The sequence below is a fragment of the Stenotrophomonas nematodicola genome (assembly GCF_009467805.1).
Lineage (GTDB): Bacteria > Pseudomonadota > Gammaproteobacteria > Xanthomonadales > Xanthomonadaceae > Stenotrophomonas > Stenotrophomonas nematodicola.
In genome coordinates, this window is the sequence record NZ_WIAY01000001.1 from 490,222 (window position 1) to 513,907 (window position 23,686).

Here is a 23,686-nt window from a genome sequence, read left to right on the forward strand (position 1 = left end):
CACCTTCCGGCCCTGCCTGCATGCACGCCACCGATTCGCCCCGCGCCAGCCCCGCGCGCTGGGACCGCTCCCTCCACGCGCTGGTCCTGATCGTCGAAGACGAGCCGGAGATCGCCGACATCGTGGCCGCCTACCTGGAACGTGAAGGTCTGCGCACGCTGCGCGCGCAGGACGGGCTGGCCGCGCTGGCCCTGCACCGGAGCGCGCGCCCGGACCTGATCCTGCTCGATGTGCAGATGCCCGGCATGGATGGCTGGACGGTGCTCAACACACTGCGCCAGCGCGGCGATACCCCGGTCATCATGCTGACCGCGCTTGACCAGGACCTGGACAAGCTGACCGCGCTGCGCATGGGCGCCGATGACTACGTGGTCAAACCGTTCAACCCGGCCGAAGTGGCCGCGCGGGTGCGGGCGGTGCTGCGGCGTACGCTCAACCAGCGCGCGGCCGGCGCCTCCGGCGTGTTGCGCGTGGCCAACCTGGTCATCGATGCGGAGAACCACCAGGTCCATGTGGAAGGCGACGGCTACAGCCACGAACTGCTGCTGACGCTGACCGAGTTCAAGCTGCTGCACTGCATGGCGCTGGCGCCGCTGCGCATCTTCAGCCGCAGCGAACTGATGCACGAATGCCTGCCGGAGAGCGAGGCGTTGGAACGCACGGTGGACAGCCACGTCAGCAAGCTGCGGCGCAAGCTCGACGAGGTCGGCCTGGAGAACGTGCCGGCCAGCGTGCGCGGCGTCGGCTACCGCCTGGCGGCGGATCGCTGATGCGCCGGTCCGGGCTGAGCCGGCACATCGTGGTGTCGATGTCGCTGATGGCGCTGTCGGTGATCGTGATGGTGATCCTCAGCTCCTATGTGCTGTACGCCATCCTGGTGACCTTCTATCCGGGTGCCACCGAGGAGCCGGCCAACTGGGCGCCCAGCGGCCCCGAACTGGTGTGGATGGCCGGGGTGACCCTGATCGGGCTCGGACTGGCGATCGCTGCTTCGGTGCGGTTGTCGCAACGCATCCTGGGGCCGCTCAATTCGGTGGTGGACAGCATCCGTCGTCTCGCCAATGGCGATCTCGGCGCACGCGCCGCCGCCAGCCACCACTCGCTCGGCGAGGTCGCGCTGCTGGTGGACGACTTCAACGCGATGGCACGGCGGCTGCAGAACATGGATGCCGACCGGGTCATGTGGCATGCGGCGATCGCGCACGAACTGCGCACCCCCGTGACCATCCTGCGCGGTCGGCTGCAGGGGCTCGCCGAGGGCGTGTTCGCGCCCGACGAAGCGCAGTTCCGCAGTTTGCTGGCACAGGTGGAAGGGCTGTCACGGCTGATCGAAGACCTGCGCGTGCTGAGCCTGGCCGACAGCGCGCGCCTGGATGTGCGCCGTGCGCGCAGCGACGTGGTCCAGGAGGTGCATTCGGTGATGACCCTGGTCGACCCCGGCTTCCGCACCGGCGGCTTCGTGCTGGAGCTGGAAACCTCACGCGGCGAGCACCCGGCGCACTGCGATCCCACCCGCGTGCGCCAGGCCCTGATGGCGCTGCTGGAGAACGCCCGCCGCTACGCCACGCCGGGACGCGTGCGCATTGCCGTGCACGACACCGCCACCCACGTGGAGATCGCCGTCGACGACGAAGGCCCGGGCGTCGACCCGACACTGAGCGCGCACATCTTCGACCCGTTCATGCGCGGCGACGGCTCGCGCTCGCGTCAACGGGGCGGCAGCGGCCTGGGATTGGCCGTGGTCAAGGCCATCGCCGATGCGCATGGCGGCCAGGTCTGGTGCACCGCCAGCGCGCTCGGCGGTGCACGGTTCGTCATCGCATTGCCGCGCCAGTAGCGGTCTCGGCCTGCGCCAGCCGGCGCATGCGGTCGCCCAGGCGCGCCAGGCTGGCGTCGATGGTGTCCAGTTCCCGCTGCTGCGCCGGCGGCAACCGGGCCCGCATCTGCTGCTGCAGCGCGGTCCACGCCGGGATGCCGCGGGCGCTGATGCGTGCGGCGGCGGCGGCCGCCTCGGCGCGCTCGGCCGCCATCGGCAGCCCGTAGCCGCCGTCGTCCACCAGCGCCGCCGGACTGACCAGCTGGCCGGTATCGCGGAGCAGCGCAAGCAGGGTGTCGCGGGCGGCATCGATGCTCTCGCCAGGGCGCCCCAACGTGTGTTTCAGCCGGTCGCGGGCGCGCAGCTCCTCGCGATGGCGGGCAGCCTGTTCCAGCAGCAACAGCGCCGAGGTGGCACGCAGCCCGCCCTGCTCTATCCAGCGGGCGCGCTCACTCGCCGGGCGCTGCAGCCACGCCGCGACCGCATCGGTGTCCAATGGCAGCTCCTGCCGCGCCACATCGAACAGCTGCTGGTAATGCGTCTGGGCGGACGCGAAGTAGTACCCGTTGCGGGTGGCCGCCGCACGGTCGTCCAGCACCGAACGGTCTGCCAGACCCTGCCGTTCCAGCCGGGTCAGCAGACCGCGTGGCGTGATCCGGTTGAGTCCCGGCGACGCCAGCCGCGGCACGCCTTCCTGCAGCAGCTTGCCGGTCTCCACGGCGCAGTTGTTGCTGACGAACAGATAGCGGCCGTCATAGCTCCAGTGCACCTGCGCGACCCGTTCGAGCAGTGTGGCGATCTCCGCGCGGTCCAGCCGCAGCGGCACCGAGGACAGGCCACGCAGTTCCAGCTGCGTGTACTCGTTGACCACTTGATTCAGTGGCAGCACGAACAGACGCGAGGGATAGGAGCCGGTCAATCCGCGCCAGCTGGAGATCTGCACGTCACCCACGAACGCACGGAACGACAGCACGCGGTGATACGACAGATCCATGCGGCATGCCGGTCCAGGCACACGGCCGGGGGCGCACACGACCAGCCGCAGCATGCTGTGGCCCCAGCGGCTCATCAGCTGGTCATTGCCTTCGGCCAGCAGGTAGTCCACCGCGTAGATGCGCGCGGGGTCCAGTTCCAGCAGCGATGCCGCCCCCGTGGCGTCGTCGGCCTGCACCAGCGGCAGCCGCACGTCGCAGTCGGGCGCGTCGGCGCGGGCCCCCAGGTGTCCGGCAAACCAGGCCTGAAGCGCGGGGCGTCGGCACGCATAGTCCGGGTCCAGCAGATAGTGCTCGGCGTTCACCGCCAGGAACTCGGCCGGGCTGGCGCGCTCGTAGGCGTCGGGGCTGCGCGCACTGAAATGATTGCCGGTGCGCCCCCAGCGCCACGGCCGCTGCTGCCAGCCGGCCAGGTCGCGCCAGCGCGCGCTGCGCGACCAGCCACCGGCATCGGCGCGGTCCAGCACGTGGGTGAGTTCATGGATCAGCGCCGCCTGCACGGCGCGCGGCAGCGGCTGCCCGTCCTCCACGGCGTCGAGCAGCGAACGCTTCAGTGTGATCGCGCCGTTGCGCGCACGGCCGTGCACGCGGTCCGGCAGCGTGTCCGACCAGCGCACCGGCACGGGCGCATCAAAGCGGGCCTGCCAGTCGGCAGGCAGTCGGACCTGCACCGCTGCCAGGACACGTTCGGCCGCCTTCGCCTGCCGGGCGTCCAGTCCCTGCGGGTCGAGGTCCAGCTGCAGCGCCGCCTGGGCCAGCGGCGCGAGCAGCAGCGCGGTCAGGACCGTCCAACGCCAGCGACGGGCCGGACCGCGCACGCTGGACATCAGCGGGCCAGCAGCGCCTTGGCCAGGGCCATGTCGCTGACCTGGCGCTGCGTTGCATCGCGTTCGCGCACATGCAGCAGTGCCGCTTCCAGGCGGGCGCCACGGATGGCGCCGTCGGTGGCGACAAACGCCGCGGCATCGTCGCGCGCATCCAGCACGACCTTGTCGTCACTCGAACTGGACGAGCCGGCCGACGACGCACCGGACGCCGAACCGGCGGAGCTGCCAGCGAAACTGGACGCGAGCGCCGACAGCGGCAGGGCGAGGACGGCGAGAAGCAGGATCGGACGCATCATCAGGGTGTCGTTCGGGTAGGAAAACGCAGAGCGTATAGGCTGCGTGAAGATCTGTCGCGCGTCAGAGGTCGAACACCTTGCCCGGATTCAGCAGCCCTTGGGGATCAAATGCATGTTTGACCGCCTTCATCAGCGCGATCTCGGGCGCGCTGCGGGTGCTGTCCAGGTAGCCCTTCTTGACCAGTCCGATGCCGTGCTCGGCCGAAATGCTGCCATCGAAACGCGCCAGCACCTGCGCCAGCAGCCTGGTTACATGCTCGCACTGGGTCAGGAACTCGGCATCGCTGGTGGCGTCGGGCTTGAGCACGTTGATGTGCAGGTTGCCGTCGCCGATGTGGCCGAACCACACCACGTCGAAATGGGGGTAGGCCTGGCCGATCAGCGCCTGCGTTTCGGCCATGAAGGCGGGCATCGCCGAGATCCGCACCGACACGTCATTCTTGTACGGCTTGTAGCGCGCCACCGCTTCGGTGATGCCCTCGCGCAGCCGCCACAACTGCGCCGCCTGCGCCTCGCTCTGGCTGACCACGCCATCGCTGACCCAGCCCTGCTCCATGCACGCTTCGAACGCCGCCATCGCCGCCGCTTCCTGCACCTCGTCGCCGGCGGCGAACTCGGTGACCACGTAGAACGGATGCACCTCGGCGAATGGCGCCTGCGCGCCATGCGCGAGTACATGCGCCAGCGCGCGGTCGGTGAAGAACTCGAAGGCCTGCAGCTGCAGGCGGTCGCGGAACGCGGCGAACACCTGCATCAGCACGTCGAAACTCGGCAGCGCCAGCAGCATGACGTTGCTGGCCGGCGGAGGATCGGCAAGCCTGAGCGTCGCCTCGACGATCACGCCCAGCGTGCCCTCCGATGCGATCAGCAGCTGGCGGAAGTCATAGCCGCTGGAGTTCTTGATCAGGCCCTTGTTGAGTTCGAGCAGCTGGCCGTCGGCGGTGACCACCTTCAGGCCGGCGATCCACTCGCGGGTGTTGCCGTAGCGGATCACCCGGATGCCGCCGGCATTGGTGGCGATGTTGCCGCCGATCGAACACGAGCCGCGCGCGGCGAAATCCACCGGATAGATCAGCCCGTGTTCCCGTGCCGCGTTGTGCACGGCCTCCAGCGCCATGCCCGCCTGCACCGTGAGCGTGCGGTCCACTGCATCGAAGGCCAGCGCCTTGTTCATGCGCTCCAAGCTCAGGACCAGCTCGCCGTTGGCCGCCACGGCGCCGCCGGAGAGGCCGGTGCGGCCGCCCGACGGCACCACCGCCACGCGGTGCGCCGACGCCCAGCGCAGGATGGCCTGCACCTCCTCGACACTGCCGGGCAGCGCGATCGCCAGCGGCGACGGCACCCAGCGCCGGGTCCAGTCCCGCCCGTAGTGCTCCAGGTCGCCCGCGTCCGTCGTGAGCCGCAGCCCGGGGCAGTCCTGCAGCAGGGAAGAAAGGCGCGGGTCGGTCATGGCGTCGGCACGGAACGGGGGAAGCCCAAAAGGGTAGCAGACCGCCCTGCGCCGGCTGCATTCCGGGCCACCCGATAGGTGCATCTGAAACCATCGTCGCGCCCTTTGGCGCACTGCACAATCGCGCCCGGCTTCTGGCATAGTTGGCGGCTCCCGTCCTACATGCTGCCGCTCGCCCATGTCGCCGAAGAAGACCTCGTTCCCGAAGCAGGATATCCGCGTGCTGTTGCTGGAGGGGGTGAGCCAGACCGCGATCGACGTGTTCACCGCCGCCGGGTATTCGCAGATCGAACAGCACACCAAGGCGCTGCCCGAGGACGAGCTGAAGGCCCGCATCGCCGAGGCCCATATCGTCGGCATCCGCTCGCGTACCCAGCTCAGCGCCGAGGTGCTGGCCCATGCCAAGCGCCTGATGGCCGTGGGCTGCTTCTGCATCGGCACCAACCAGGTGGACCTGGAGGCGGCCGAGCTGGCCGGCATCCCGGTGTTCAACGCCCCCTACTCCAACACCCGCAGCGTGGCCGAACTGGTGATCGCCGAGGCGATCATGCTGACCCGCGGCATTCCGCAGAAGAACGCCGAGTGCCACCGGGGCGGCTGGTCCAAGTCGGCCGCCGGCAGCCACGAAGTCCGCGGCAAGACGCTGGGCATCATCGGCTACGGCCACATCGGCACGCAGGTCGGTGTGATGGCCGAGGCGATGGGCATGCAGGTAATCTTCCATGACATCGAGACCAAGCTGTCGCTGGGCAATGCCCGCGCGGCGATCGACCTGGACGACCTGCTGGCGCGGGCCGACATCGTGACCGTGCACGTGCCGGAAACGCCGGCCACGCAATGGCTGATCGGCGCCGACCAGCTGGCGCGGATGCGCCCTGGCGCACACCTGATCAATGCCGCGCGCGGGACCGTGGTCGACATCGACGCACTGGACGCGGCGCTGCGCAGCGGCCACATCGGCGGCGCGGCGCTGGACGTCTTCCCGGTCGAGCCCAAGGGCAACGGCGATGCGTTCGTGTCGCCGCTGACCGCGCACGACAACGTGATCCTGACCCCGCACGTGGGTGGCAGCACGCTGGAGGCGCAGGACAACATCGGCGTGGAAGTGGCCGCCAAACTGGTGCGCTACAGCGACAACGGCAGCACCCTCTCGGCGGTCAACTTCCCCGAGGCCACCCTGCCCGAGCACGCCGACAGCCTGCGCCTGCTGCACATCCACCAGAACGTGCCGGGCGTACTGTCCAAGGTCAACGAGATCTTCTCGCGCCTCAACGTCAACATCGACGGCCAGTTCCTGCGCACCGATTCCAAGGTGGGTTACGTGGTGATCGACATCACCGCCAGCGAAGAACAGGCGGGCGCGGTGCGCGAAGAGCTCGCGGCCATTCCCGGCACCCTGCGCACCCGCGTGCTGTACTGACGCCGCACCGGATACCCGGGGACGCCGCCGCGTAGCGCCGGGTTCAGCCCGGCTGACGGCTGGCGGTGGTGCTTCCGTGTCCGGTCAACGGCAGCCGGGCAGAGCCCGGCTCTACGGAGTGGACCGCAATTCCAGACGCGCGCACGCGGGAGGTCGCCGGCAGTTCCAACCGAACGGCCGCGGGAGGTCCCAGCAATTCCAGACGCGCGGACGCGGGAGGTCGCCGGCAATTGCGGGCGGGGGCGCGAGGTGGCCGGCGAGTGCAGGCGTGCCGAGTCCGGCGCTACCGCGCCAACCAGCGCTTGGCCATGCGCGGCAGCGAGTCGTCGCCGTCCGGCGTCTCGATCATGGCGGCAGCCACGTCACGGATATCGCGCCAAGCCAACGCCAGCGACTCCTCGCTGACCGCGAACTGTTCGCTGCCCAGCGCCCGGACGACGTAGCGGGCGTCGTAGTGCCAGTGCCCCGGCACGTCCTTCCGTTCCGGAATCCAGTGCCTGTCAATGTCGAACAGGACGCCATCTTCCAGCACCAGCGCGCTCAGCCCGGACTCTTCCTCGGCCTCCTTCAGCGCCACCTGCGCCAGGTCGCGCTCGCCATCGGCATGCCCACCCAGCTGCAGCCAGCGGCCCAGCTTGCGGTGGTGGGTAAGCAGCACGCGCTCCCCGTCGGCGCTGACCAGCCACGCGCTGCCGGTGAAATGGCCGGACAGCCGCTCGCGCAGGAAGGGATTCTCCGGGTCATCCAGCACTGTGCCGAATTCGGCAGCCAATGCGGCGTGTTCCGGGTGCCGGCGCGCGTAATCAGCCAATTGGCGGCGCAGCGCGGCGTCAGCAACGACAACGGATTCAGGGTTCAGCGACATGGTGGGCCGGGGATGGGACGGAATCTGCCGATTATCTCGCGCCCATGCTGCATTTGAGCTTGTGCGCAGGCTTCAGCTTTGGCTAAGGTACAGCGGGCCCCGCATCGCAGGGGCGCCCAGTCGCCATCAGGGGGCGCGGCAATGTACCGCGCACCTCACCTTTGTTCACTTAGGGAAGCACTGCATGCTGAAGTCTCTGTTGAGGGTCAAACCGGTCGCACCGGCACCGCACGTCGATGCCGGCGAGCCCATCGAAGGCAGCCTGGACGGCGAGCCCACACTGAAACGGACCCTCACAGCCAAACATCTCATCATGCTCGGCATCGGCGCGGTGATCGGCGCCGGTATCTTCGTACTGACGGGCCAGGCCGCCGCCAACCATGCCGGCCCGGCCGTGATGCTGTCGTTCGTGTTCGCTGGCTTCGCCTGTGCCCTGGCCGGCCTGTGCTACGCCGAGTTCGCGGCGATGATGCCGGTGTCCGGCAGCGCGTACTCCTATTCCTACGCCACCCTCGGCGAAGGCATGGCCTGGTTCATCGGCTGGTGTCTGGTGCTCGAGTACCTGTTCGCATCGGCCTCGGTTGCGGTGGGCTGGTCGGCGTACCTGATCAGCTTCATCACCACCACGTTGAACATGCCGTTCCCCGACGCGCTCAGCGCAGCGCCCATCGCATGGACCGGGAATGAGTTCATCGCCTCGGGCAAGCTGTTCAACCTGCCTGCGGTGCTCATCGTGGCGGCCGTGACCGGCCTGCTGTATGTCGGCGTGACGCAGTCGGCTTTCGTCAACGCGATCATCGTTGCGATCAAAGTCACCGTGATCTGTCTGTTCATCGGCTTCGGCGCAGCGCACCTGGACCCGGCCAACTGGCAGCCGTTCATCCCGGAAAACACCGGCGTGTCCGGCGAGTTCGGCTGGAGTGGCGTGTTCCGCGCGGCGACGATCGTGTTCTTCGCCTACATCGGCTTCGATGCGGTCTCCACCGCTGCCGGCGAGACCAAAGACCCGCAGCGCAACATGCCGATCGGCCTGCTGGGTTCGCTGGCGGTGTGCACGATCGTGTACATCATTGTGTGTGCGGTGCTGACCGGCATGATGCCCTATCACCTGCTGGGTACCGACAAGCCGGTCGCGACCGCCCTCGAGCCCTATCCCACGCTGTCCTGGCTGAAGACCGCTGTCGAGATCGGCGCCATCGCCGGCCTGTCCTCGGTGGTGCTGGTGATGATGATGGGCCAGACCCGGATCGCCTACACCATTTCCCGCGACGGCCTGTTGCCGAAGATCTTCGGCAAGGTCCATACCCGCTTCCGTACGCCCTACTGGAGCACCGTGATCGTGGGTGTGATCGCGGCAGCGCTCGCCGGCATGGTGCCGCTGAACGTGCTCGGCGAGCTGGTGTCGATGGGCACGCTGCTGGCCTTTGCCACGGTCTGCATCGGCGTGCTGATCCTGCGCTATACCCGCCCGGAGCTGCCGCGTCCGTTCCGCGTGCCGCTGGTGTGGGTGATCTGCCCGTTGGGCGCGCTGGCCTGTCTGTTCCTGTTCTGGCAGGCGTTCGTGGTGCATTGGCACCTGTTTGTGGGCTGGACGCTGCTGGGCCTGTGCATCTACTTCGGCTACGGCATCCGCAACAGCAAGCTGAACAAGCCCTCCGCCTGATCGCTGCCGGGCCGGCCCAGTGCCGGCCCGGTCGTTTCTGCTCCATCGCGCGCGTTCTGCCGCGCCAACCAAGACACTCAACACCATGTTCAAGCAACTGTGGGCCACCAAGCATCCGCACGCCGCCCATGAAGACGCCAATGGCCTGAGCCTGCGCCGCACCCTCGGGCCGTGGGGCCTGACCGCGCTGGGCATCGGCGCGGTGATCGGCGGCGGCATCTTCGTGATCACCGGCCAGGCCGCCGCCAACCACGCCGGCCCGGCGATCATGCTGTCGTTCGTGCTGGCCGCGATCTGCTGCGCGTTCTGCGCAATGGCCTACGCCGAGTTCGCCGCGATGGTGCCGGTGTCCGGCAGCGCCTACACCTATACGTATGCCACCTTCGGCGAGCTGTCGGCCTGGTTCATCGGCTGGATGCTGGTGCTGGAGTACGGCGTTTCCGCCTCGGCAGTGGCGGTGAGCTGGACCGGCTACTTCCTGAGCCTGCTCAGTCATTTCGACATCCATCTGCCTGCGGCGCTGGTCAGCGCGCCACTGGACGCCCAGCTGCGGCCGACCGGGGCGATCGCCAACCTGCCGGCGGCGATCCTGGTGCTGCTGCTGACCTGGCTGTGCTACGTGGGCATCAGCAAGTCCTCGGCGATGAACATGGCGATGGTGGTGCTCAAGACCGGCCTGATCGTGCTGGTGATCATCGCCGGCTGGAAGTACGTGGACCCGGCCAATTGGACCCCGTTCATTCCCGACAACGAAGGCCCCGGCAAGTACGGCTTCGAAGGCGTCCTGCGCGGCGCGGCGATGGTGTTCTTCGCCTACATCGGCTTTGAGGCGGTGTCGGTGGCCGCGCAGGAATCACACCGGCCGCAGCGCGACATGCCGATCGGCATGCTGCTTTCGCTGGTGATCTGCACGGTGCTGTATATCGCGATGGCCGCCGTCATGACCGGCCTGGTGCCCTATCCGCTGCTGGGCACCGACGAGCCGGTGGTGACCGCAGTGGCCGCGCATCCGCAACTGGGCTGGCTGCGCATCATCGTGGAGATCGGCGCACTGATCGGCCTGTCGTCGGTGGTGCTGGTGATGATCATCGGGCAACCGCGCATCTTCATGATCATGGGCCGCGACGGCCTGCTGCCGCCGGTGTTCACCAAGATCCACCCGACCTACCGCACCCCGCACATCAATACGGTGATCACCGGGATCGGCATCGCCCTGCTGGCGGCGCTGTTCCCGCTGGACATCCTGGGCGAGCTGACCTCGATGGGTACCCTCATCGCCTTCGCTGCGGTCTGCGCGGGCGTACTGATCCTTCGCCGTACCCAGCCGGACCTGCCGCGCCCGTTCCGCATGCCGATGGCCTGGCTGATCTGCAGCCTGGGCGTGCTGAGCTGCATCGCCCTGCTGACCGCCATGACCGCGCACAACTGGATGCTGATGGGCGTCTGGACCGCGCTCGGCTTCGCCATCTACTTCTTCTACGGCTTCCACCACAGCCGCCTGCGCGGGAAGTAAGGGGAAGAGGGACTGCCGGGCCTGCGGCCCGGCGCCCGCTGTTTTGGCAACAGCCAGAACCGGAGCCGGAGCCGGAGCATTGGCTCGACCGTTGGGGTCGGTTTGGCGGGGCGGTATGGAGTCGCGGGGGACGCCGTGAATACGTCCATAGCAACGGCTAAGGCGGCAGGTTTGAGATCTGCTGGAACGCTGGATGTCTGCTGGAACGCTGGATAACCGGTGTGTGGCGACCATTGGTCGCCACGCCGTGGAGCCGGCTGGCCGCCGGCTCTGCCCTTGCCCCGATCCCCCCAATGCCGGCACTCGCCTCAGGACGCCCTGCTTTTAGCGCCTCATCTAGCTAAAATGCCGGCATGAACAACACCCCCTACGACACCGCGCGCCTGGGCGAGCTGGCCCAGCTGTTGATCGACAACGTCCGCGAGCTGGCGCAGGCCGGCTGGACCCCGGCCACCAGCAGCAATTTCTCCCACCGCCTGGATGACCGCCACGCCGCGATCACCGTGTCCGGCAAGGACAAGGGGCGGCTGGTGAAGGACGACATCATGGTGGTGGACTTCGACGGCAAGGCCGTCGGCCGCCCGCTGCGGCCCTCGGCCGAGACCCTGCTGCACACCCAGCTGTACCGCCGTTTCCCGGAGATCGGCTGCGTGCTGCATACCCATTCGCCGGTGCAGACCGTCGCTTCGCGCCTGTATGCCCCGCAGGGCCACATCCGCCTGGAAGGCTACGAACTGCTCAAGGCCTTCCACGGCAACAGCACCCACGACATGGCCATCGACGTCCCGGTGTTCGCCAACACCCAGGACATGGACGTGCTGTCCGCCCAGGTCGAGGACCTGCTGGACCGGCAGTGCCTGTGGGGCTATCTGATCGACGGCCACGGCCTGTACGCGTGGGGCCGCGACATGCCCGAGGCGCGCCGGCACCTGGAAGCGTTCGAGTTTCTGCTGCATTGCGAACTGGAGCTGCGCAAGCTGCGCGGGCCCTGATCGACACCGCGTCGCCCAGGACGCGCCAGGGCCGGCCAGCGGCCGGCGCTACCGGTGCGGCGGCCGGGATGCTGAATTCCAGGACAGGCTGTCGGGTTGCCGGGCAGAGCCCGGCACTACACACTGTTGCCCCCCCCCCCTCGCCGTTCAAGCTGCCGCCATGAGCCGACTGCGCATTTACGACCACGATGTTCCCGACGCCCCGCTGCTGGACACCCAGGACGGCGAGCGGATTGCCGATGCGCTGCAGAAGATCGGCGTGACCTTCGAACGCTGGCAGGCCGCCCATGAGGTCGCCCCCGGTGCCAGCCAGGACGAGGTCTTCGCCGCCTATCGCAGCGACATCGACCGCCTGGTGGCCCAGCACGGCTTCAAGAGCGTGGACGTGGCCTCGATCGCCCCGGACAACCCCAACCGCGCCGAGCTGCGCAGGAAGTTTCTGGACGAGCATTTCCACAAGGAAGATGAAGTCCGTTTCTTCGTCGCCGGCTCCGGCCTGTTCACCCTGCACGTGGACGACAGGGTCTACGAGATCGAGTGCGTCAAGAACGACCTGATCGCCGTGCCGGACGGCACCCCCCATTGGTTCGACATGGGCGATGAGCCCAGCTTCGTCGCGATCCGCTTCTTCACAGAGCCGGACGGCTGGGTCGGCCACTTCACCGGCACCGACATCGCGCAGAAGTTCCCCCGTTACATTCCGACCAAGGCGTCCTGATCCATGCCCCACCCCACCGTCATCCTCACCGACATCGAAGGCACCACCAGCAGCATCTCGTTCGTCAAGAACGTGCTGTTCCCGTATGCGCGCAAGGCACTGCCGGCGTTCGTCGCCGCGCATGGCCAGCAGCCGGAGGTGCGTCGCTGGCTGGATGCGGTGGCGGCGGAGATCGGCGGTGCCTGCCAGGACAGCCTGATCGTGGAAACCCTGCAGGGCTGGATCGACCAGGATCGCAAGCACACCGCGCTGAAGGCGCTGCAGGGCATGATCTGGGAGAGCGGCTACCGCAACGGCGACTACAAGGCCCACTTCTACCCCGACGTGGCCGCCGTCCTGAAGGGCTGGCACGCCGAAGGCAAGCCGCTGTACGTGTACTCGTCCGGGTCGGTGCCGGCGCAGAAGCAGTTCTTCGGCTTCAGCGAGGCCGGCGACCTGACCGGCCTGGTGTCGGGCTGGTTCGATACCGAAGTGGGCGGCAAGCGTGAGGCCGACAGCTACCGCACCATCGTCAAGGCCATCGGCGTGCCCGCCGCCCAGATCGTGTTCCTGTCCGACGTGGTCGAGGAACTGGACGCGGCGCGCGAGGCCGGGCTGCAGACCCGTCTGCTCGACCGGCTGGACGACTACCCGATGCCGCGCAGCGGCGAGGCCACCCACGGCCACGAACGCGTCGAGAATTTCCAGCAGATCGCGCTCTGAGCCGATCTGCCAGCGTCTACACGGAGCACAACAGAGATGGATATTGATTTCATGGTCGGGACCACGCCGGTCAAGCTCACCCGCGACTGGTTCTGGGGCGGGATGAAGCTGGTCAGCGCCGATGAGACCGTGTGGGTCCAGCACCCGGCACACCCGGGCACGCATTTTTCCTTTACCACCACCCAGTCCTGGCTGCGGCGCATCGCCGGCCAGGAGGTGATCGTGGAAAAAACCCGCTCGATCCTGTTCGCGGCCTTCCGCGAACAGCGTTTCCGCGTGCTGGTCAACGGTATCGAAGTGGTCAACCGCAGCGGCATGTAGGCCGCTGCGGCGGCGCGATCAACGCGCGGCGCTGGCGTCCGCCGGCGGTACCAGCGCATCGGCCAGCGACTGCACCCGCAACGCGCGGCGCAGCGTGGCCAGGTCGGCGTCTGCAGTGAGGTTCACCTGCACGGTTTCGCCGGGCAGCAGCGTCAACGCATTGTCCTGCAGCACCGCGTCCAGTCCGTCGAACCCGATCCACACCGCACGGGCCAGCCGGTCGCTGCGCAGGCGCAGGCCGTAACCATCGCCTGCGCGCTGCAGGTCGGTGTGGATCTGCGGCCGGGACAGCGCCAGCGCCTTGGCCACGTCGAAGTACACCACGCCCTGCGACACCGGCTTGCCGCCGCCATCCAGCAGTTCGACCACGGCCACGGTGCGATGGGGATCGGCCTGGCCAAGCAGCGCCGCATCGTCCAGCCGCGCCACCTCCAGCGCCGCGCCCGGCGGCACCGTCACGGCGTGCTGCTGCCGTGTGTGGACGCGACCGTCGAGGTCCATCACCCGCAGCCGCCACTGCCCCACCAGCGCGTCGCGGCGGTCGTTGAGCAGGCTGATCCGGGTGATGCCGTCGTCATCACGCAGCGCGGCCACCGCCTGGTCGGCGAAGAAGCGGCGCGCCTGGAAATGCAGTGCCTTCCAGCGGCCGGCGTAATCGATGCTGGACCACGACGCGCCCGGCCACACATCGTTGAACTGCCAGTACAGCGAACCCATCGTGTACGGCCGCGACGCGCGGTGGTGCAGTGCGGCCAGCGCGATGCCCTCGGCCTGCATGACCTGGCTGAGGTACACGAACGTGGGGAAGTCGCGCGGCGTGCCGTAGCCTTCCTCGATGTACTTGAGCAGGCGCTGGTTGCCCTCCCCGGCCATGAACTTCTGGTGCGCGCGCACGGTCGGGCTGTCCACGCGTTGCTCGGCGGCCGGGATGATGCCGTCCAGCGTGCGCAGCACCGGCCACGCCTGCAGGCCGTACTCGGACATGAAGCGCGGCGTCTCGCGCAGGTAAGCCGTCACCGGCAGCGCCGGGTTGCCCCAGACCTGCCAGTAATGCTTGTCGCCACGGGTGGAATCGTTGGCCTTCTCGTCCAGGTCATTGCCGGGCGAACTGGACCAGTACGGCACACCGAGCCCCTCCTCGGCCACCACCTGGCGCAGGTCCAGCCCGAACAGGTCGACATAGCCCTGCCAGACCTTCGCCGCAAAGACCGGATCGGCGGCGGTGAGGTCACGCCCGTGGCCCCAGTCCTTCCAGGCGGTCTCTTCCTCGTTGTTGCCACACCAGAGCACCACGCTGGGATGGTGACGCAGGCGGCGCACAGTGTCGCGTGCCTCGGCCACCACGTTGGCGCGGAACGCCGGGTCGTAACCAGGCTGCATGCCGCCCCCGAACATGAAGTCCTGCCAGATCAGCAGGCCCAGCTCATCGGCGATATCGAAGAACGCGTCGTCTTCGTAATAGCCGCCGCCCCAGTTGCGCAGCATGTTCATGTTGGCATCGCGCGCGGCGGTCAGCTCGCGGCGGATGCGCGCAGGGTCCACCCGCGCCGGGAACATGTCAAAGGGAATCACATTGGCGCCCTTGGCGAAGATCGGCACGCCGTTGATCACGAATGCGAAGCCCTGGCCGCCGCTGCGATCGACCTCGCGCCGCAACTCCACCGTGCGCAGCCCGATGCGGCGCTCCATCCGCAGGGCGCCCGCCGTACCTGCGGCAAGGGTGGCACGCGCGGTGTAGCGCGCCTGCTCGCCCTGCCCCACCGGCCACCAGCGACGTGGCGCGGGCAGCACCACCGGCACGACCACGCGGTTGTCGCCCGCGCGCAGGGCCACACGCGGGTCGAACCGGCGCACCACCCGCCCGTCCGGATCGATCAGTTCAATACGCAGCGGCGCCGTCCCGGCGGTGGCGCTCTCCACCTGCACCGCGATGTCCAGCTCGGCTTTGTCCGCATCCAGGCTGCGCGTATGCACAGCCAGATCGGTCAGGCGCTGCGCATCCCAGCTCTCCATCCGCACCGGGCGCCAGATGCCTGCCGTGACATACCGCGGGCCCCAATCCCAGCCGAAGTGGTATCCGGGCTTGCGCACGAAGTTGCCGACCATCGCATCCTTGGGCTCGTCCCCGTACGGCGATGGGTAGTTGCCGGCAATTTTGTGGGGCATTGCCTGCACGCCTGGCAGCAGCGTGGTGATCGGCGAGCGCAGCACCACGCGCAGTTCATTGCCGGTGGGGCGCAACCGCCCGTCCACCCGCGCCCGCCAGGTGCGGTGGCTGTTGTCGGCCCGCAGCAGCGGCGCGCCGTTGAGCTCGACGGTGGCGAACGTGTCCAGACCATCGAAGGCAAGTTCGGCATGCGCCCTGGCCAGCGTGGCCGCATCCACGTCGAAGCGGCCCCGGTACTCCCAGTCGGCCAGGCCGATCCATTGCAGGCCCGCCTCCGGCGCTCCCACGTAGGGGTCCGGGATCAGGCCCTGGGCCAGCAGGTCGGTGTGCACGGCGCCGGGCACCTGCGCACTGTGCCAGTCGGCCAGCTGCGGATGCGCGGCCAGCCGGGCATCGCCGGGCAGCAGGCGGAAGGTCCACTGCGCCTGCAACGGCGCCGCCGACAGCGGCAGCGCCCCCAGCAGCAGCAACAGCGACCCGACGATCAGACCGAAACGACGCATCCGCATGTGCTGCTCCCCGTTCTGTCAACGCACCACGTTGAGCACTTCGTAGCAGGCGCCCATCGTGTGGTAGTCGGTCTTGCCGGCCGGGCTCTTCTCGTCGCTGTACTTGCGGTTGTCCGCATCCAGAATGCGGTACCAGGCGCCGTAGCGATGGTCGATCATATGTGACCATGCATAGGCCCACAGCCGATCGTACCACGCCCAGTAGGCGTCATCGCCGGTACGCGCGGCCAGCAGGGCGGCGGTGGCCAGCGACTCGGCCTGCACCCAGAAATACTTGTCGTCGTCGCAGACGCTGCCATCCGGTGCGAAACCGTAGTACAGGCCGCCGCGCTCGTCGTCCCAGGAACGGGCCACGGCGGTGTCGAACAGGTGGCGCGCGGTCGGCACCAGCCAATCGGCCTGCACGTGCCGATCCAGGATCAGCAGCAGTTTGGCCCATTCGGTCTGGTGGCCGGGCTGGAAGCCCCACGGGCGGAACAGGTGCCTGGGATTGTCTCGGTTGTAGTCCCAGTCGATCCGCCACTGCCGGTCGTAGTGTTCCCAGACCAGGCCGTCGGCCTGCGCGGCCTGGCGGCGCGTCATGTGGTCGGCCAGCAGCAGCGCGCGGCCGAGATAGCGCTGCTCGCCGCTCGCCTCGAACGCGGCCAGCATCGCCTCGCACATGTGCATGTTGGCGTTCTGGCCACGGTAGTCGCTGAAGGTCCAGTCCGCATCGGCCTCATCCTTGTACAGACCGAACCCAGGCTCCCAGAAACGGCTTTCGAGCAGCGTCCAGGTTTCGTCCATCCAGGCGCGCGCCTCGCCGATGCCCGCCTTCAGCGCGCAGCTGTAGGCCAGCAGCACGAAGGCCACGCCGTAGCAGTGGTTGGTGGCATCCTCGACGACACCATCGCGCAGGGTCCAGGCATAGCCGCCCGTGACGGGGTTGCGATGCACCTCGCGCAGGAAGCGGATGCCATGCTCGACCGCCTTGAGGTCGTCGGGGTTGCCGAACTCGCGGTACGCCATCGCATGGTTGAACACGAAGCGCGTGCTGCTGACCAGGTGACGGTGGCTGGCGTCGTACACGCTGCCGTCGTCACGGAAGTAGTGGAAGAACCCGCCCGTCGGGTCGATCTCGTTGGGCCGGTAGAACGCCATGCTCTGCGCGATGTGGGCACGCAGGAAGTCAGGCGAGCGGAAATCGGGTTGCGGCGGAACCGGCGTGGTCATGCGGCGTCATCCTGTTGTTGCTGCAGCAGTTGCTGGACTTCATCTAGAGTGGGCATGGCCGCGAACGCGCCCTTGCGGGTCACCGCGAGCGCGCCCACGGCGGCGGCGAAGCGGATCGCATCCGCGAGCGCGGCCGGGTCCTGGCAGAACGCGGCGAATGCGCTGCCATCCCCCCCGCGCTCACCGATGCCAAACAGCAGCCCGCCGACGAACGCGTCGCCGGCGGCCGTGGAATCGACCGTCTGCACGCGGAAGCCGGTGAGTACACCCTGCGTACGGCGGGTGAACCAGCGGATCGGGGCGGCACCGTCGGTGATCACCACGGCCTGCGCCTGTGCGGCCAGCAGGCGCTGTACCACCGCCTCGCCGTCGCCGGCCTGCGCTGCGGCCAGATAATCCAGTTCCTCGCGCGAGAGCTTGACCAGGTCGGCCAGCAGCAGGGCTTCCCACAGGCGCGGCAGCGGATCCACGCCGGCCGGCCACAGGGCCGGGCGCAGGTTCAGGTCGACGCTGACCATCGCCCCGGCTGTGCGCGCACGGCGCATGCCCTCCAGCGTGGTCTCGGCGATGTCGGCTTCGGTCAGGCTGTTGGAACACACGTGGAAGCTGCGCGTGCCGTCAAAGCAGGTTGGATGGAAGTGCGCACTGCGGAACAGCAGATCCGCCGCAGGCGGGCGGTAGAAGCTGAAGCTCCGCTCGCCACTGGCATCCAACGCCACGAACGCCAGCGCGGTCTTCGCCGCGTCGGTGCGCACGATGCAGTCGGTGGCCACACCGGCATCGGCCAGGCTCTCGGCGAGGAAGTCGCCGAACATGTCCTGCCCCAGCATGCCGGCGAAGTGCGTGTCGGCACCCAGCCGCGCGGCAGCCACCGCGACGTTGGCCGGAGCGCCCCCGGCGTACTGCAGGAAGGCGCGCGGGGTATCCGGCGAGGCCGGTGGCTGGGCGAGTAGATCGATCAAAATCTCGCCGAAACAAACAATCTTGGACATCGTGCCCTCACGCTCCCTGGCGGAATCCGACCGCCGGGCGCGAGCCCGACAGACCGTAGAAAATGATGTAGCCGTAGCACAGCAGCGGCAGGATGAACGACTCATGCAGGCCGATCTGGTCGGCCAGCAGGCCCTGCAGGTACGGCACCACTGCGCCGCCGACGATGGCCATGATCAACAGGCTGGAGGCCTTGTTGGTCAGGGTGCCCAGGCGTTCGATGCTCAGCGCGAAGATGGTCGGGAACATGATCGAGTTGAACAGGCCCACCGCCACGATCGAGTACAGCGCGACCTGTCCCTGGCTCAGCAGGGTCGCCGCCAGCAGCGCCACGTTGATCCCTGCAAACAGGGTCAGCAGCACGCGCGGCGAGAACCGGGTCATGATCGCCGAGCCGGCGAAACGACCGATCATTGCCAGCGTCCAGTACGCCGACACATAGTGGGTGGCTTCCTTCTCGGTGAAGCCACCGATGTTGGGCAGCGACAGGTAGTTGACCAGGAAGCTGCCGATCGACACTTCCGCGCCCACGTAAAAGAAGATGGCCAGCACGCCGAACAGCACATGGCGATGGCGCAGCGCGTCCAGCAGAGTGTGCTTGCCGGTATCGGCCTGCTCGGTGGTTTCGGTCAGCGCCGGCAGGCGGAACAGATAGACGAATACCGCCAGCAGGAACAGCGCCACGGCCAGGCCGACGTACGGGCCCTGAACGGACTGCGCTTCCTGCACCCGGTAGGCGATCTGCTCGGCACCCGGCAGCGCCTTGATCTCCTCGGCACTCTTGACCGTGTTGCCCAGGATCAGCAGGCCGCCGAAGATCGGCGCGATCGCCGTGCCCAACGAGTTCAGCGCCTGGGCCAGGGTCAGCCGGCTCGACGCGGTCTGTTCCGGCCCCAGCAGCGCGACGTACGGGTTGGCCGCCACCTGCAGCACAGTGATGCCGGTGGCGAGCACGAACAGCGCGCCGAGGAAGGCCTCATACACGCGCAGTTCGGCCGCGGGCCAGAAGCCGAGCGCGCCGACCCCGGCGATCGCCAGGCCGGCCACGATGCCCTTTTTGTAACCCAGGTGCGCCACCAGCCGGCCGGCCGGCAGCGACATCAGGAAGTACGCACCGAAGAAGGTGAACTGCACCAGCATCGCGCGGGCGTAGTTCAGTTCGAACACCGCCTTCAGATGCGGGATCAGGATGTCGTTGAGGCAGGTCAGGAAGCCCCACATGAAGAAGATCGTGGTCGCCACCGCAAGCGCGACGCGCGTGTTGACCACGGGTGCGGCGGCGGATGAGGCAGGCAGTCGGGGCGTTGGCGAAATGGGCATTCAGGTACGCGCCTCAGTGCGCGGGCAGGTGACAAGGGAGGTCATCAGGCAAAGGAAGGGCCGCTGCTGTCGCGGACGCGCAGCTGGACGGGTGCAACGGTGCGCTGGGGTGCGGCGTCGGGGTTGTCCAGACGCTGCAGCAGCAGTTCCGCCGCCTGACGCCCGCGCGCGCGCGGATCGACGGTCAGCGTGGTGAGCGGCGGCATGGCCACCGCTGCTTCGGAAATATCGTCGAAACCGGTGACCGCAAAATCGCGACCCGGGTGCACGCCACGCGACGCCAGGCCCAGCATCAGTCCCAGCGCGACGCTGTCGTTGTAGCAGACCGCCGCGGTGGGCACCGTCGCAGCGGCAAACAGCTCGCCGCTACGGGCCGCCGCGTCCAGGCGGCTCGGAGAGGTTTCAATCAACCAGTCCGGCTGCGTCTCCAGTCCGGCCTCGTGCATTGCCTGGGCATAACCGGTGCGGCGCTGGTGGCACGAGCTGGACACCGCGTGACCGCCAAAGAACGCGATGCGGCGGTGGCCGCGCTCGATCAGATGGCGCGTGGCCAGGTACGCACCCTGCTGGTTGTCCAGGGTCAGGAAGTCCCAGGTCGCCCCGGGCAGCTCGCGATTGAACAGCAGCACGTTGGCATGTCCGAGCACCTGGCGCAGCTGGGCGGCATCGCTGCCTTCGGCCGGCGACAGGATCAGTCCGGCTGGCATGTGTTCCATCAGCGTGGTCAGCACCGCCTGCTGACGCTCCGGGGACTCGCCGGTGCTGCCCAGCAACGTCACGAAACCCTTGCCGCCGAGCGCTTCGTCGACGCCGGAGGCGAACTCGGCGAAGAACGGGTTGGACAGGTCGTTGATCACCAGTGCGATGCTGGACGAGGTGCGCCGGCGCAGGTTGGCCGCCCCCCGGTTGTAGACATAGCGCTGCCGGCGCAGTTCGGCCTCGACCCGCGCTCGCGTATCCACGTTCACCAGCGGGCTGCCGCGCAGCACCAGCGAGACGGTGGCGCGCGACACGCCGATCGCCTCGGCGATGTCGGTCACTGTCACCGCGCGCGTGCCCTTGCCGGCAGGGGAAGCTTTGTCATTCATCGTGTGCTGGGGTTCCTTGGCATCGTGCAAGCCTAAACGATTGCAGCAGCCCTCATTCGAGCGCCGCACCCGGGGTGGCGCAGTACGACACCGGCAGGTCGGCCACCTGCGTGCCCCACCCGCTTTCCGGCGCCTGCGTTGCCAGCGCCACATCGATGCGCCCCCCCTGCTGCAGGCGCGCCCAGTCCAGCCACACCGGCGCATGCGCGCGACCATCCACCTGCACGCCCTGCACGTACTGGAGCGTGCGGCCATCGGCACCCGGCGCCTTCACGGTCAGGGTGCGGCCCTGACCGAGATCGACATCGACCTGGGCAAAGCGCGGGGTGTGCAGCAGGAACTGACCGCTGCCCGGCACCGCCGGGTACAGCCCCAAGGCGCTGAACAGGTACCACGCCGACATCGTGCCGAGGTCATCGTTGCCGGTGACGCCATTGGGCGCGTTGGTGAACAGCTGCTGCGCGGCGCGCACCACCGTGGCGGTTTTCCACGGCTGACCGATCAGCGTGTACATCCACGGCGCATGCAGGTCCGGCTCGTTGTTGGGGTTGTAGCGGAACTGGTTGTAGTAGCTGTACGGCCCCACCACCCATTCTTTGCGCGCGGCCGTCAACGGGGCCTGGCGCAGTGCGTCGTAGGCGAAGAAGGCATCCAGCCGGCGTGCGGCCTCGGCGCGACCGTCCATCGCCTGCACCAGGCCCGGGATGTCCTGCTGGGCCAGCCACTGGTACTGCCACGCCGTGCCTTCATGGAACCCGTGGTGCGAACGCGGGCTGTAGCGGCCATCGGCCGGCACGTACCACTTTCCGTCCTCCATGCGCGGCCGCGGGAAGCCGCTGAAGCCGCCCTCGTCGCGCACGTCCGGGTCCCATACCTTGTTCCAGTTGCGGCCACGCGTGCGCAGCACACCGGCGTCGTCGGCGTGGCCGAGGCCGTCGGCCATCTGTGCCAGCGCGCAGTCGGCCAGTGCGTACTCCAGTGTGGCCGAGCCGCCATGATGCGGATCCACATCCATGCCCTTGGAGGGGAACGCACGGTCGTACTGCACGAAGCCATTGGCAAGATAGCTGGGATTGCCGGACCGGCCGGCGTGACGCGAGTTGATCGGCGGCGTGCTGAACGCATTCTTCCGCAACGCCGTGTACGCCTCGGCCTCACGCCCGTCGAGCGCGCCGAAGCGCCACAGATCCACCATGAAAGGCGTCACCGGATCGCCGGTCATGATGTTGGTTTCGAAGTTGGCGTAGCCCCAGCGCGGCAGCCAGCCGCCCTGCGCATCGATGGCCAGCAGGCTGCGGCCGATGTCGCGGGCGACCTGCGGACGGGTCAGTGCCAGCCACTGGTTCTGCGCACGATAGGTATCCCACAGCGAGAAGTACTCGTAGTAGGTCCAGCCGTCGGCGCGGTGGATGGCATCGTCGTAACCACGGTAGCGGCCGTCGGCATCGCTGCCGGTCAGCGGCTGCAGCAGGGCGTGGTAGAGCGCGGTGTAGAACACGGTGCGGTCGTCACCGTTCCCGCCCTGCACGCGCACGCTGCGCAGTTCGTCGCGCCAACGCGTCTGCGCCAGCTCGCGCATCCGGTCGAAGCCGAGCAGGCGGCCCTTTTCCATGCCGTCGCTGCGCAGGTTGGCGCGCGCACCCTCGGCATCCACGTGCGAGATCGCGCTGACCGCCGTGACCGCTCGTCCCTGCGACAGGTCGAAGCTCAGCCAGGCGCCGCTGGGCTTGAGTTCGCCTTCCATGCCGTGGCGCGCACCGGGCAGCCCGCCGCCCTCGCCCCAGGTGCCGAAGGCCTTGAACGGGCGGTCGAACTCGATGCGGAACCAGGTGGTGTACTGATGGCCGCCGCAGAAGCTGCGGGTGACCAGCTTGCCTTCCACCGCACGGTCGCCCACTACATCGATGACGCTGCCGATCACCGAATGGCGTTCGTTGGCCTGGCCGACGTTGACCAGCACGTGGCCGTTTTCCGCACCGGCGGCGAACGTGTAGCGTTCGGCTGCGGCCCGGGTGCGCGCGGTGGCCTCGGCATCGATGCCGCCGTAGCTGGTCAGGCGCACCTTGTAGTAGCCGGCCTGGCCGACCTCGCCCTCATGGGTGTAGGAGGCTGCGTAGGCTTTGTGATCGAAGCTCTTGGCGGTGGCGGTGTCGAAATCGCCGCCAGGACCGATGCTGCCGGTGACCGGCAGGACGGACACCTGGCCCCCCTGCTCCCAGCAGCCGGCACCGGACAGGAAGGAATGCCCGAACCCGCGGATCTTCGGGTCGTCGTAACGCCAGCCGGCGTAGTGCTCCCCGATCGGGCTGACCTGGATCAGGCCGAACGGCGCCGAGGCCCCCGGGAACGTATTGCCGTCATCCTTGCTGCCGATGAAGGTGTTGACCTCGCGCTCCAGCGCGGCCGGCGCGGCCGCCTGCAGCAGGGGCGCACAGGCCAGGGCAAGCAGAGAGGTGACGGCGAGGACAGACGTTCGGCGCATGCGGGGTTCCTGTGGGTCGATGTCGGTGCGGGCGACCGGTGGCCCGGCCGATGCCGGGAACCAGGCGACTGGACGGGTGAAAGCCCCGCCATTGCTGGCCGGCCATCCCCCTGTTGGCGCGCGTCCAAATCCACGCAGCAGTGAATTTAGATCGATTCAAGTAAAGCACGGGGATTTCGACGGATGCATTCTGCGGCGCAACATGGATGTCGTCTGTGGCGGCGGCCTGGCTGCCGGCTGCGCCTGGAACGACCGCCTGGCATGGCGCCTGCGCAAGAAAACGTTTTTACCTCCACAGCGAAAACCGGCCGTTGCCGACATACCGCGGTCATATTGCGCAGCA

19 protein-coding genes are annotated in these 23,686 nt (G+C 68.2%); 9 read left to right on the forward strand and 10 right to left on the reverse strand.

Annotated features, from left to right (window positions below; translation table 11 throughout):
• Positions 1 to 20 precede the first annotated feature (20 nt).
• Together GDJ08_RS02130 and GDJ08_RS02135 are read left to right on the forward strand one after the other, a co-directional pair.
• Complete coding sequence (locus tag GDJ08_RS02130) at positions 21 to 770, forward strand: response regulator (RefSeq protein WP_017357425.1); 750 nt, start codon at positions 21 to 23, stop codon at positions 768 to 770.
• The gene (locus GDJ08_RS02135; RefSeq protein ID WP_153164206.1) at positions 770 to 1,837 is read left to right on the forward strand and encodes an ATP-binding protein; all 1,068 of its coding nucleotides are present in this window, start codon (positions 770 to 772) and stop codon (positions 1,835 to 1,837) included. Before GDJ08_RS02130 ends, GDJ08_RS02135 begins: the two co-directional genes overlap by 1 nt.
• Here GDJ08_RS02135 and GDJ08_RS02140 read toward each other — a convergent pair.
• From GDJ08_RS02140 to GDJ08_RS02150, 3 genes are all read right to left on the reverse strand, one after another.
• On the reverse strand, positions 1,815 to 3,635 hold the full coding sequence (locus tag GDJ08_RS02140; RefSeq protein ID WP_153164208.1) for a DUF7844 domain-containing protein: 1,821 nt from the start codon (positions 3,633 to 3,635) through the stop codon (positions 1,815 to 1,817). The genes GDJ08_RS02135 and GDJ08_RS02140 overlap by 23 nt on opposite strands.
• Positions 3,635 to 3,931, reverse strand: coding sequence for a DUF2388 domain-containing protein (locus GDJ08_RS02145; protein WP_017355453.1), 297 nt, complete (start codon positions 3,929 to 3,931; stop codon positions 3,635 to 3,637). The genes GDJ08_RS02140 and GDJ08_RS02145 overlap by 1 nt, the downstream gene beginning before the upstream one ends.
• A gap of 61 nt (positions 3,932 to 3,992) precedes the next feature.
• On the reverse strand, positions 3,993 to 5,381 hold the full coding sequence (locus tag GDJ08_RS02150) for an FAD-binding oxidoreductase (RefSeq protein WP_017355454.1): 1,389 nt from the start codon (positions 5,379 to 5,381) through the stop codon (positions 3,993 to 3,995).
• 178 nt (positions 5,382 to 5,559) lie between these two features.
• Between GDJ08_RS02150 and serA the strand changes: the two genes are divergently transcribed.
• Entirely contained in the window at positions 5,560 to 6,801 is a 1,242-nt protein-coding gene (gene serA, locus GDJ08_RS02155; protein ID WP_017355455.1) for a phosphoglycerate dehydrogenase, read from the forward strand.
• A 283-nt stretch (positions 6,802 to 7,084) separates the two neighbouring features.
• Here the strand turns inward: serA and GDJ08_RS02160 are convergent, their stop codons facing one another.
• Entirely contained in the window at positions 7,085 to 7,666 is a 582-nt protein-coding gene (locus tag GDJ08_RS02160; protein ID WP_153164210.1) for an NUDIX hydrolase, read from the reverse strand.
• A gap of 184 nt (positions 7,667 to 7,850) precedes the next feature.
• Here GDJ08_RS02160 and GDJ08_RS02165 point away from each other — a divergent pair, with 184 nt between their 5' ends.
• From GDJ08_RS02165 to GDJ08_RS02190, 6 genes are all read left to right on the forward strand, one after another.
• Positions 7,851 to 9,329, forward strand: coding sequence for an amino acid permease (locus GDJ08_RS02165; RefSeq protein ID WP_136003984.1), 1,479 nt, complete (start codon positions 7,851 to 7,853; stop codon positions 9,327 to 9,329).
• A gap of 85 nt (positions 9,330 to 9,414) precedes the next feature.
• Entirely contained in the window at positions 9,415 to 10,842 is a 1,428-nt protein-coding gene (locus tag GDJ08_RS02170; protein WP_153164212.1) for an amino acid permease, read from the forward strand.
• Positions 10,843 to 11,195: 353 nt separating this feature from the next.
• A complete protein-coding gene (locus tag GDJ08_RS02175) occupies positions 11,196 to 11,834 on the forward strand; it encodes a methylthioribulose 1-phosphate dehydratase (protein WP_017355459.1) in 639 nt (212 codons plus the stop codon).
• Between the two features lie 160 nt (positions 11,835 to 11,994).
• Entirely contained in the window at positions 11,995 to 12,552 is a 558-nt protein-coding gene (locus tag GDJ08_RS02180; RefSeq protein ID WP_017355460.1) for a 1,2-dihydroxy-3-keto-5-methylthiopentene dioxygenase, read from the forward strand.
• 3 nt (positions 12,553 to 12,555) lie between these two features.
• Complete coding sequence (mtnC, locus tag GDJ08_RS02185; protein ID WP_017355461.1) at positions 12,556 to 13,254, forward strand: acireductone synthase; 699 nt, start codon at positions 12,556 to 12,558, stop codon at positions 13,252 to 13,254.
• Positions 13,255 to 13,290: 36 nt separating this feature from the next.
• On the forward strand, positions 13,291 to 13,575 hold the full coding sequence (locus tag GDJ08_RS02190) for a hypothetical protein (RefSeq protein ID WP_017355462.1): 285 nt from the start codon (positions 13,291 to 13,293) through the stop codon (positions 13,573 to 13,575).
• A gap of 18 nt (positions 13,576 to 13,593) precedes the next feature.
• Here the strand turns inward: GDJ08_RS02190 and GDJ08_RS02195 are convergent, their stop codons facing one another.
• The 6 genes from GDJ08_RS02195 to GDJ08_RS02220 are packed head-to-tail and all read right to left on the reverse strand — an operon-like array spanning position 13,594 to position 23,343.
• Positions 13,594 to 16,245, reverse strand: coding sequence for a beta-mannosidase (locus GDJ08_RS02195; RefSeq protein ID WP_153164604.1), 2,652 nt, complete (start codon positions 16,243 to 16,245; stop codon positions 13,594 to 13,596).
• Between the two features lie 24 nt (positions 16,246 to 16,269).
• Complete coding sequence (locus tag GDJ08_RS02200) at positions 16,270 to 17,463, reverse strand: AGE family epimerase/isomerase (RefSeq protein ID WP_153164213.1); 1,194 nt, start codon at positions 17,461 to 17,463, stop codon at positions 16,270 to 16,272.
• Positions 17,460 to 18,455 (reverse strand): carbohydrate kinase family protein, encoded by a 996-nt coding sequence (locus GDJ08_RS02205; RefSeq protein ID WP_153164215.1) that lies wholly within the window; start codon positions 18,453 to 18,455, stop codon positions 17,460 to 17,462. Before GDJ08_RS02205 ends, GDJ08_RS02200 begins: the two co-directional genes overlap by 4 nt.
• A 7-nt stretch (positions 18,456 to 18,462) precedes the next feature.
• On the reverse strand, positions 18,463 to 19,773 hold the full coding sequence (fucP, locus tag GDJ08_RS02210; RefSeq protein ID WP_017356274.1) for an L-fucose:H+ symporter permease: 1,311 nt from the start codon (positions 19,771 to 19,773) through the stop codon (positions 18,463 to 18,465).
• 44 nt (positions 19,774 to 19,817) lie between these two features.
• A complete protein-coding gene (locus tag GDJ08_RS02215) occupies positions 19,818 to 20,861 on the reverse strand; it encodes a LacI family DNA-binding transcriptional regulator (protein ID WP_026070801.1) in 1,044 nt (347 codons plus the stop codon).
• Between the two features lie 52 nt (positions 20,862 to 20,913).
• Positions 20,914 to 23,343 carry a GH92 family glycosyl hydrolase gene (locus GDJ08_RS02220; RefSeq protein ID WP_017356272.1) on the reverse strand — a complete coding sequence of 810 codons (2,430 nt, stop codon included), beginning with the start codon at positions 23,341 to 23,343 and terminating at the stop codon, positions 20,914 to 20,916.
• Positions 23,344 to 23,686 lie beyond the last annotated feature (343 nt).